Origin of the sequence: Eggerthella sp. (assembly GCF_048329335.1) — a bacterium.
In the GTDB taxonomy this organism is placed as follows: Bacteria; Actinomycetota; Coriobacteriia; order Coriobacteriales; family Eggerthellaceae; genus Eggerthella; species Eggerthella lenta.
In genome coordinates this window covers 1-2553 of record NZ_DBFEGU010000284.1, presented here as the reverse complement: position 1 = coordinate 2553, position 2553 = coordinate 1, and the positions used below count along the sequence as shown (strand labels likewise).

Here is a 2553-nt window from a genome sequence, read left to right as displayed (position 1 = left end):
GGAGAAGAATCGTGCATAGCGAGCATTCTCTTCCATGCGCAGGGAAACGATCCGTCGCAGGGCGCTCGCCGGCACGGGTCCCATCCTGCGCCCCCCCTCCAACGCGTACGGATGTTTCACGTGAAACATTCCGGCTGACCGGGATGCGCACCGCCCCCACGAGCCGGGCGACGCAGGAGAACTGAACGGCGAGGCAGACCCGGGCAGCGGGCTCGAACGCAGATCCCGCGGAATCGAGCGCAAAACGCGAACCCAGAGGAATTGGACGCGGGCGTGGGGAGCGCGGGTGCGGACCTGGATCCAGGTAGCGGAATCGAGCGCGGGCCGCGAGGAGGGGGCGCAAACGCGGATCCAGAGTAATTGGACGCGGGCGTGGGGAGCGCAGACGCGGGTGGCCGGGTCGAACGCAGGGTGCGCGAGCGCGAGGAAGCGGGTGCGGGAGCGCGGGAGCGGGATCGAACGCGGGGGAGGCACGAGCACGAGCACGGGCGCGAGAAGCGGAGCGCAGGAACAGCGGGTGAAGGAAGGACCGGCAAGCTTCGTCGAAGCCTTCGATCAGAGATCGGCGAACAGGTTCTGGAACTCTCGCTCGAAAACGCTGTTCTTCAGGCGGATGAATGCGATGTCATGCAAGATGGCGAGCCCCTCCAGATCGATGACACGCAGCGTGCCGGCGGCCAGCTCGCGCGCCACAGCCGCCTCGTACAGAAACGAAATTCCCAGATCGTGCTCCACGAGGATCTTGATGACGTCAAGGCTCTCCACCACGCTGGCCTGCGCGAAGCCGTCCACCGTAAGGTTCTGAGCCGCCAGCGCGTGTTCGAGCACCGCGCGCGTGCCCGACCCCGGTTCGCGCACGATGAGCCGCTCGTCGAACAGATCTTCCACGCGCACGGGCCGAGCGGCGAACTCATGATCGGCCGCGCACACGCACACCAGCCGTTCGGTGCGGAACACGTCCCACGCATACGCATTCTTGTCGAAAAAGCCCTCCACGAACGCGCAGTCTATTTCGCCTGCGTTCAACAACGCCAGCAACTCGCTCGTGCCGCCTGAGCGCACGGCGACATGCAGTTCAGGGTGTCGCCTGAGGTAGTCGGCCAGCGGCGCAGCCACCAGGTACTCCCCTGCCGTCAACGTCATGCCCAGCGACAGCTCCACGCGCGCGCCCGTGGCCGAGCTGCGCATCCGGTCGCGCAGCAGGCGCTCGTCGTGCGCCATCGTGGACAGCGCATCGCGCAGCAGCGCGCCCGCGTCGGTAAGCTGCAGCTTCTTGTTGCGGTAGGCGAACAACGGCACGCCGTAATCGCGCTCGAGGTGCGCGATGTGCTGCGACACCGCCGGCTGCGTGATGTTCAGCTCCTCAGCGGCGCGCGTGTAGTTCATCGTTCGGCAAACGGTCAGAAACGTTTCGACACGGAAATCCAGCATTGCGACCTCTATCAGGACAAACAATAACCATAAGATATAGTAATCATAACATAAGTATTTAGAAGTTTTCTTTTTCGTAGGGGAATGGAAGAATGGGCAGCGACTCGCAAGTCCCGAGCCTTCCCAGGTCGCAGGCTTGCAAGCCGCAGACAGACCCCCGTGCGTGTTTCAGATGGAACATCGAGCGGGACCCCTCCATCGTGCGCATCAAGGAGTAAGATGCGCGACAGTAGAAAGGTAGCGCCGTGCGCGAGATCATCAGAAAAGTCCCCATACCCACCGCAGGCGTTGCGCTCGGTTTAGCCGCGCTGGGCAACTTGCTGCAGCCCTACACCGAGATCGTTCACATCGTCTGCGGCATCCTGTCGCTGGTGCTCATCGCCATGCTCGGCGCCAAGATCGCGCTGTTCCCCGATATGATTCGCGACGACCTGCATAACTCCATCATGGCCAGCGTCAGCGCCACCCTCTTCATGACGCTCATGCAGCTGGCCGGCTACCTGGCCCCCTTCGCGTACATTCCGGCATTTGCGCTATGGTCGGCGGCCGTTGTGGCGCACCTCGCGCTGATGGGCTGGTTCACCGCTCGCTTCATCTCGCACTTCAAACTGCATGAAGTGTTTCCAACCTACTTCATCTGCTACGTGGGCATCGTCGTAGCGTCCGTCACCTCTCCGACGTTCGGCATGGAGGCAGTGGGCCATCTGCTGTTCTGGTTCGGATTCGCCTGCTACGTCGTGCTTTTGGGCTTGGTGACGTACCGCTACATGAAGCACGAGATCCCCGAAAGCGCACGCCCGCTGTTCTGCATCTACACCGCTCCCATGAGCCTGTCCCTTGTAGGCTACTTGGCCACGGCTCCCCAGCCGAACCTCGTGTTCGTCCTGGCGATGCTGGTGTTGGCGCAAGTGCTGTTCGCCGTGGTGCTGTCGCGCCTCCCCGTTCTGCTGCGCCTGCGGTTCTACCCCAGCTACGCGGCCATGACGTTCCCCTTCGTCATCACGGCCACGGCGCTCGGCAAGGCGCTCGCGTTCTTCCAGGCTAACGGCTTTGCGGTACCCGAAGTGCTGAACGTCCTGTTCGCGGCCGAGGCGGCGGTGTCGGTGGTCATGGTGGGATACG

At 63.3% G+C, this 2553-nt stretch carries 2 protein-coding genes; one reads left to right on the top strand and one right to left on the bottom strand.

Translation table 11 applies throughout. The features are described from left to right. Positions 1-555: 555 nt before the first annotated feature. Positions 556-1431: a LysR family transcriptional regulator gene (locus ACMO6A_RS09095; protein ID WP_009608083.1), complete on the bottom strand. Its 876-nt coding sequence runs from the start codon at positions 1429-1431 to the stop codon at positions 556-558. Between the two features lie 245 nt (positions 1432-1676). On the opposite strand from ACMO6A_RS09095, the gene ACMO6A_RS09090 reads away from it, so the two are divergent. Next, on the top strand, positions 1677-2553 hold an 877-nt coding region (locus ACMO6A_RS09090), incomplete at its 3' end, for a TDT family transporter (protein ID WP_418471132.1).

Bases quoted from the DNA above. Each gene is read 5' to 3' on its own strand.
- ACMO6A_RS09095 (WP_009608083.1), bottom strand. From the start codon at position 1,431: ATGCTGGATTTCCGTGTCGAAACGTTTCTGACCGTTTGCCGAACGATG.